At 46.3% G+C, this 8,310-nt stretch carries 8 protein-coding genes; all 8 read right to left on the bottom strand.

The window, feature by feature from the left end; translation table 11 throughout:
- Window positions 1-1,682: DNA primase (gene dnaG / locus C1T29_RS14800; protein ID WP_208945725.1), on the bottom strand; the 1,682-nt coding region annotated here is incomplete at its 3' end.
- A 32-nt stretch (window positions 1,683-1,714) separates the two neighbouring features.
- A complete protein-coding gene (locus C1T29_RS14805; protein ID WP_023855238.1) occupies window positions 1,715-2,206 on the bottom strand; it encodes a YaiI/YqxD family protein in 492 nt (163 codons plus the stop codon).
- 264 nt (window positions 2,207-2,470) lie between these two features.
- Window positions 2,471-3,283 (bottom strand): pyruvate, water dikinase regulatory protein, encoded by an 813-nt coding sequence (locus tag C1T29_RS14810; protein WP_023855239.1) that lies wholly within the window; start codon window positions 3,281-3,283, stop codon window positions 2,471-2,473.
- Window positions 3,284-3,308: 25 nt separating this feature from the next.
- Entirely contained in the window at window positions 3,309-3,947 is a 639-nt protein-coding gene (locus C1T29_RS14815) for a transcriptional regulator CcpN (RefSeq protein ID WP_025804968.1), read from the bottom strand.
- Window positions 3,948-4,144: 197 nt separating this feature from the next.
- Entirely contained in the window at window positions 4,145-6,184 is a 2,040-nt protein-coding gene (glyS, locus tag C1T29_RS14820; RefSeq protein WP_208945478.1) for a glycine--tRNA ligase subunit beta, read from the bottom strand.
- Window positions 6,177-7,064 (bottom strand): glycine--tRNA ligase subunit alpha, encoded by an 888-nt coding sequence (gene glyQ / locus C1T29_RS14825; RefSeq protein WP_020452239.1) that lies wholly within the window; start codon window positions 7,062-7,064, stop codon window positions 6,177-6,179. Before glyQ ends, glyS begins: the two co-directional genes overlap by 8 nt.
- Before the next feature lie 331 nt (window positions 7,065-7,395).
- Complete coding sequence (gene recO / locus C1T29_RS14830; RefSeq protein WP_020452240.1) at window positions 7,396-8,166, bottom strand: DNA repair protein RecO; 771 nt, start codon at window positions 8,164-8,166, stop codon at window positions 7,396-7,398.
- 37 nt (window positions 8,167-8,203) lie between these two features.
- Window positions 8,204-8,310 (bottom strand): YqzL family protein (locus C1T29_RS14835; protein ID WP_208945479.1); only part of this gene is annotated, 107 nt, incomplete at its 5' end.

The raw sequence follows: 8,310 nt of genomic DNA on the forward strand, positions 1-8,310 counted from the left end.
ACATAATCAGATAATTCCGCTTCACTTAATTCTTCGTTCACCTGAAGCATTAAGATATCTGTCAGAAGCTGACCGAGTTCCTGATCCTCAACTCTCTTAAAGAGCTCCTGGATGGAAATGTCCGCTCCTTCTTCATACATGGCGTACAAATAAGCGGCAATCGCGCGGTGCTGATCAAGGTTGAATTCAAAGCCCACCCGGTCTAAAACCTTTCGAATGACGTCCCGGTCATGAATCATGTGAGCCAGGAGCATCCGCTCCGCGTTCTCATGAGCCGGCCGAAGACCTGTCTTTCTCCGCGGGGCGCGCGAAACGGCCGCCTGCCGCTCTTTTGAGTCCTGACGGCTGCTTTCCCTGCTGCGGCTTACAGCCTGCTTTTCAAATACGGAAAGCTGATCCTTCAAGGATTCAAATGAGATTGAAAATTCATTTGCCAGCTGTTTGACGTATATTTCCTGTTCCAAAGGTCCGCTGAGAAGGCTGACTTCCTTCAGTACATCGTTGATATAGGCTAAACGGTCTCCTTCATCAGACAGGTTTCTGCCCTTGCGGAAATAGTTCATTTTAAACGTCATCATCGTAACGCTGGCCCCTATTACATCATTCTTAAATTTCTCGCTTCCGAATTTTTTGATGTAGTCATCGGGATCCAGCCCGTCAGGTATCATGGCCACCTTGACGTCGCAGCCTTTTTTCTGAAGAATCTCCGCCGCTTTCAGCGTGGCTTCATAACCGGCATGATCCGAGTCATAGCACAGTATGACCTCTCCGACATTTCGCCTGATGATTTTCGCATGCTCTTCTGTCAGCGATGTGCCCATCGTGGCGATCGATTCTTTCACACCGGAACTGACGGCTGAGATGACGTCGGCAAATCCTTCAAAAAGGACGGCCCTCTCTTCTTTTCGAATGTGAAGGCGGGCCTGATGGAAATGATAGAGAAGCTTGCTTTTTCGAAAAAGCGGCGTTTCCGGGCTGTTCATATATTTTGGCTGCTCCCCGGTGAACGTCCTTCCGGAAAAAGCGACCGTTGCGCCGTGATGATCATGAATCGGAAACATAATCCTGTTTCTGAAACGGTCAAAATAGCCGTCACCGTTCTCGCGTCTGATGATGAGTCCAGCTCTTTCCATCAGCGCAAGATCAAAACCTCTCCGTTCCAAAAACTTTGTGATGAAATCCCATGAATCAAGGGCGCATCCGATTTCAAACTGCTCGATCTGCTCCATCTCAAAGCCTCTTTCGAGCAAATAATCGAGCGCTTCCTGGCCTTCCTTTGTATTGACCAGCAAATGATGATAAAATTTCTTTAACAGATCATGAGCTTCCGCCATTTTCTGTTCATCCGAACTGCCTGTGCTGTATGCTGATACAGCCGCTACCTGCTCCGGCAGATCTATTTGATATTTGTCCGCCAGGTGAGAGACGGCCTCCGTAAATGAATAACCTTCCATTTGTCTTAAAAATGAAAAAACATTCCCTCCCGCTCCGCAGCCAAAACAATGAAAAATCTGTTTTTCTCCGGAAACGGAAAAAGATGGCGTATTCTCACCATGAAAAGGACAAAGCCCAAAATAATTACGCCCCTGTTTTCTCAACTGGACGTACTCTCCGATAACTTCTACGATATCAGCTGATTTTTGCACCTGTTCTACAATTTCGTCTGGTATACGATTGCCCATGTTCCAACACTCCGTCGTACATAATTCGCTGCTTAGTACGTAAATCCTTCAATTTTCGACAAGATTTTTTGCAGCTCTTTGACAAATCGCTCTCGGTCTTCCTTGACCAGTTTTTTCGGGCCTTTCGTGTAACGTCCGCTTCTTCTCAATTTTTGTGCGACGTGACGGCGGAAAAGAGCATGATCGATGGAGTCCTCTTCGAAAAGATAGCCTCTCTCCGACATCACATAGACCTTTTTGCCAAGCAAAAGTGATGCCAGCCCGATATCTTGTGTGACGACGACATCACCTGGTCGAACATGGTTGGCAATGTACAGATCGGCTGCTTCTTTATGCGGATCGACATATGTCCAATTCTCTTCTTCTTTCCTTGTGACTTGAAAATGCTCGAATGAAGCCACGAATATGACCTTTACGTCGAAATCCGCCGCTGTTTTGAGCACTTCATCTTTCACCGGGCATGCGTCTGCATCGACAAAAATCGTCCTTTCTTTTTCAAGAAGACTAATTCTCCATCCCTCCATCAATCTCCTGCTATAAATACAGGCAAAATCACACAGGTTTCAAAAATAATCGATCTATAAGAATTTGTCGAAAGTTTTTTTCGGGAAATTCTTGACACGATACCCATAATAGTTTATTCGTTCTGTACTAAGCTTAAACCTAAAAGTTAATTATTTTATCACAATTTTTTATTATAATACAAATGGGTTAAAGATGCTAACATTTTCACTTTTCCCAAAACCATCAAAGCAAAAACCCAGGATGGGGTGTCCTGAGTTTTATTCTTAGACCCTTTTTGTCATCATGTTGTGAATAATGTTGGCCGTTTCCTCTACCGCTTTATTTGATACGTCTACGACATTGCAGCCGATGCGGCCGACGATCTTTTCAAAGAACTCCAGCTCTTCTTTGATGCGGTTGATATTAGCGTAAATCGCTTTGTCGTTGAGGCCGAGCGATTTCAGGCGCTCTTTGCGAATATGGTTCAGCTTATCCGGGCTGATTTTTAACCCGATGCATTTAGCCGGATCAACGGTAAAGAGCTCTTCGGGAGGATCCACCTCGGGAACGATCGGAACGTTTGCCACTTTTAACCGTTTGTGCGCCAAGTATTGGGATAACGGAGTTTTGGACGTTCTCGACACGCCGATCAGCACGATATCCGCTTTTAAGATGCCCCTTGGGTCTCTGCCGTCGTCATATTTTACGGCAAATTCGATGGCCTCTACCTTCTTAAAATAATCTTCGTCCAGCTGCCGGACTCTGCCCGGCTCGTATTTCGCGCTGAAGCCGTAGACCGTCTCCATTTTCTCGATCAGCGGGCCGATGATATCGTAATACACGACATTCGCCTTTTCCGCTTCGGCGATTAAAAAATCACGAATCTCCGGGACAACAAGCGTAAAACAGATGATGCCTCCGTCCGCTTCTGCCAGCGAGATCACTTCTTTTATTGTTCCGCGGTCTTCGACATAAGGAATCCGCCTGATGTTTGTCTGCTCGGATGAACCGTTAAACTGGCTGATAGCCGCCTTGACTACGAGCTCAGCGGTCTCGCCGACAGAGTCTGATACAACATAAATCGTCCGATTACTCATGATATCCCTCCATTTGAAGTTCACTCTACATGATTTCATTTTCAGATAAGCCGACTAAAATTTTTGTCATGTTCGTTTTCGTAATTCTTCCCACAACTTCATAGCCTTTTTCTGTATCTTTTACAACAGGCAGTGCGTCAATTTGTTTTTCGATAAGCATCTTGGCAATGTCCAAAATGAAATCGTCGCGCCTGCAAAGCGTAATGTTCGGCATTCTCGTCATAATGATATGGACGGGTATTGAAGGGAGCTCCTGTTTGCCGATGCTGGCTCTGAGCAAGTCTTTTCGTGAAAGTACACCGACTAAGATGGCATTATCATCAACGACAAAAAGCGTTCCTACGTCCTCTAAAAACATCGTGCAAATCGCATCATAAACGGAGACATTTTCATGAATGACCACCGGAATGGACTGGAAGTCTTTCACCTGCAGCTTTTTCAGCTTATCAGCCAAGAGCTGCGTGCCCGTCTTTCCCGTGTAGAAATAACCGACCCGCGGCCTTGCTTCCAAAAATCCTGACATCGTCAATATCGCCAAGTCCGGACGAAGCGTAGCCCTTGTCAGATTCAGCTTTTCCGCGATATGTTCTCCGGTAATCGGTCCGTTCTCTTTGACAATCTGCAAAATATGCTCCTGACGTTTATTTAGTTCGATCGTACTCACCACCTTTAAGCCGAAGCTCACAATTCGTTCGTTATGTATAAAAGTCGATAACATATTATAACGCATATGAAGACTAAAATAACAGCAATTACAATTGAATTCTATGAAAAAGACAGGCACAATTTGACAAGGATGTGAAAAATCAATTTGAGCAAAAAGACGATTGCCAGCTTATCAGCAACCGTCTTCTGCGGTGTTTATTTTACAATGATGGCATTGATGTTTGCAAAAGATCGGATCAGCTCCGCCAGGCTTGCCATTTGCGCCAGGCGGTTCGCTTTTAATCTTTCATCTTCGGCATGGACCATCGTGTGATCAAAATAACCTTCGATCGGCTCTTTTAGCTTGGACAGCTCACTGAAGGCTCCCTCATAATCTTTTGCTTGGTAAAGGGTCTCTAATTGCTGTCTGCACGCCTCATAAGCTTTGAAAAGCTCCTCTTCTTGAGGGTTTTCAAACAGTGACGCATCAATGGCGTTCGTTTCGCTCTTTTTGCTGATCGAAATAACCCTTGCCAGCGCTTCAGCCGTTTCTTTAAATTCCGGTTTTGCTGCAGCCGATTCAAGAACAGCGGCTTTTTTGACAGCCGAATACGGCTCAAGGTTCGAGCTTTCGAGCACGGCATCCACCACATCGTAGCGGATGTTTTCCGCTGTTAATACGTATTTGAGGCGCTGTTTAAAGAATTCGAGCAGTTCGCTGTTTGCTTCCTGTCCGGCAAACGCAGCCAGTTCTTTGAATGAAATGCCCCAGTTCCGGTCAAGCAGGATTTGGACGATGCCGCTCGCCTGTCTTCTTAGTCCATACGGATCCTGAGATCCTGTCGGAATAACGCCGATTTTAAAGAATGAAGCGACCGTATCAAGTTTATCCGCTAATGCGACGACGGCGCCGACGATTGATGAAGGTGTTTCCCCTCCGGCTTGTCTCGGCATATAATGCTCATTGACAGCGAGCGCCACTTCTTCTTTCTCCCCGAGCATCCGCGCATATTTTTCACCCATGATGCCCTGCAGCTCAGGAAATTCGTAAACCATGTGTGTCACAAGGTCGAATTTTGAAATGTGCGAAGCGCGCTTGATCAGCTGCACCGTCTCTTGATCCGCACCGATGATTTCAGCGATTCTTTCAGCAACCGCCTCAGTGCGTCTTACTTTGTCTCCAAGCGATCCCAGTTCTTCGTGGAAAACGATCTTTTCGAGTTTTTTCACATTCTCGTCAATGTTTAATTTTTGATCTTCTTTATAGAAGAAGGCGGCGTCTGAAAGCCTTGCTCTCAGTACTTTTTCGTTCCCTCTCGCCACGTTTTCAAGGGCGCGGCTGTCTCCGTTGCGGACGGTCACAAAGTAAGGAAGCAAATCGCCGTTTTTATCTTTGACAGGGAAATAGCGCTGATGCTCTTTCATCGTTGTCACGAGCACCTCTTCAGGAATTGCGAGAAATTCCTTTTCGTAAGAACCGAACAGAACCGTTGGATATTCAACCAGATGGGTAACCTCATCCAGCAGATCCTCGTCTCTCGGAATGTCCCAGGACTTTTCAGCCGCCAGTTCGTCAAGCTGCTTAACGATCAGCTGCTTCCGTTTGTCCGGATCGGCAATCACAAACTGGCTTTCCAGTGCCGCTTCGTATTCAGAAGGTGCGCTCAAGCTGGCTGCTTTTCCGAGGAAGCGGTGTCCCTGTGTTGTGCGGCCGGTTTCGACATGAGCGACTGAAAACGGAACGACTTCACTGCCGAACAGCGCGACGATCCATTTAATCGGCCTGATGTATTTCAAATCTTCGCTGCCCCAGCGCATGTTTTTTGGAAAGTGGAGGCTTGTCACCAAGTCGCCGAGCTCAGGAAGTAATGAAAACGTATCCTGACCTTTTTGGAATTTTTGCACAAAAACATATTCCGTTCCTTTGATGTCTTTAAAATACAAATCTTCCGGACTTGCTCCTTGCCCCCGTGAAAAGCCGATGGCCGCCTTTGTCCATTCGCCGTTTTCGTCAAGGGCGATTTTCTTTGCCGGTCCTTTCGCTTCTTCTGTCACATCGTCCTGCTTCTCCGCCACGTTCTCGACAAGAACGGCCAGTCTTCTAGGGGAGTTATACAGCTTGACGGAACCGAAGGCAATATTTTTTTCCTTGAGCCAGCTTTCCAGTTTTTCACCAAGCTGAGTCATGCTGTCATGCATGAAGCGCGCCGGCATTTCTTCTAATCCGATTTCTAAAAGCAAATATTTATTACTCATGTGAAGCCTCTTCCTCCTTCAGCATTGGGAAACCCAACTTTTCGCGTTCATCATAATACGTTTTCGCCACTTTTCTGGCCAGATTTCTCACCCTTGCAATATATCCTGTGCGCTCCGTGACGGAAATCGCTCCTTTTGCGTCAAGCAAGTTGAACGTATGCGAGCATTTCAGTACATAATCATAAGCAGGATGGACAAGTCCCTGATCCATCTGACGGTTCGCTTCTTTTTCGTACGTGGCAAACAATTCGAACAGCATGTCGACGTCAGATGTCTCGAACGTATAGACGGAATGCTCGTATTCAGCCATCTTGAACAGGTCTTTTATCGTATAGCCTTTCGTCCATTCGAGGTCAAAGACGTTTTCTTTGTCTTGAATATAAGAAGCAAGGCGTTCAATACCGTATGTGATTTCCACAGAAACCGGTTTGCACTCAAGCCCGCCGACCTGCTGAAAATAGGTAAACTGGGTGATTTCCATGCCGTCAAGCCACACTTCCCAGCCAAGCCCGGCGCAGCCGAGCGACGGATTTTCCCAGTTATCCTCGACAAAACGGATATCATGCTCCAGAGGGTCGATTCCAAGAGCTTTTAATGAATCTAAATAAAGCTCTTGAATATTGTCGGGAGACGGCTTAATGATCACCTGGAATTGATGGTGCTGATAAAGCCTGTTCGGGTTGTCCCCGTATCTTCCGTCCGCAGGGCGTCTTGACGGCTCCACATAAGCGACTTTCCAAGGTTCAGGTCCAAGGCTCCGCAAAAATGTATATGGACTCATCGTTCCTGCACCCTTCTCTACATCATACGACTGCAAAAGTACGCATCCTTCATTGGACCAGTGCTTTTGCAGTGTCAGAATCATTTCTTGAATATTCAAATGAAGCACCTCCATAAAACGTGTTTTCAAGTTTAATTTTTGGCATAGGGCTGGTTTGGGCAGAAAAAAACTCCCGTCCCTATGCTTGTTTGCCCACAAACATAGGGACGAGAGTTCTCCCGCGGTTCCACCCTAATTGCTGAGAGGAAATGTCTCAGCCTCTTTTTTAAAAGTTGCTCAGGGAATGCCTTTCATTACGCTCTCATCCCCGGCTTTCACCGCCCCGGAGTCGCTTCAATGAGGCCGTGCGCAATTACTTCTTTCCGTCAACGCAACGTCATTATTGAATCCAATCTTCATGACATGATCTTATAAAAAGATGAAGAGGTTGTCAACTTTTGTTTTCATCGCCCAGCATCTTTTTCATATTGTCCATTTGTTCCATGAAGCGCCGCGATTTCAGGTAGATCCCTGAGTACTCGTCATAGTACGTCTGTATGACCCTTTTCAGCTCATCCTTCGTCTCCTGTTTAACCGAGACATTTCCGAGCCTTGACAGGTCAAAATAAAAAAACAGCCTCAACAGCCTGGCGGATGCGGGAGACAGCGGTATCCTGTATGGATCTTTCGCAAAACAGCGGTGGCAGATAAAGCCGTTGTCGCGGATCGAAAAATGAAATGTGCCGTCTTTGCTTTTGCAATGTACACATTCATCCAGCTCCGGATACAGTCCCATCACGCTGAGCATTTTAACTTCGATAAGGTTGGCGATAATGTCGGGATCTGTACCGTCATCGAGCCTCCTCATCGACTGAAGAAGCAGCTCAAATAAAAACGGATTCGGTTTCTTTTCCTCCGTTCCCTTGTCGATTAATTCAGTGATGTAGGCCGCGTATGCTGTTAAAAACAGATCCTCGCGTATATGCCTCATGCTTTCGATCATCTCGCCCTGCTCCAATGTGCCGAGACCGGATGATTTGCGGAATAAAAAAGAAGCATAAAGGAACGGCTGGGAAATCGCTGACAAGCGGCTGTTCGGCTTTTTGGCGCCCCTTGCCAGCACACCGATTTTCCCGTGTTCTCTCGTCAATAGCGTAATGATTTTATTTGTTTCACCATAGTCGTTTGTACGAAGGACGATACCTTCACATTTCGTCAGCATATGTGCACCATCCAAAAATTGGAGGGGTCAAGCATGATCACAAAATTGGAAAGTCAATTTGCGCTAGCTCTTCTTCAAGTACTTCGGGTCTTTCCAGGTTCTCCTTTTCCAATTCTTTAAAAAGGAGGTACGTGTCTACGCTTC

This window comes from Bacillus sp. MBGLi79 (genome assembly GCF_002953915.1).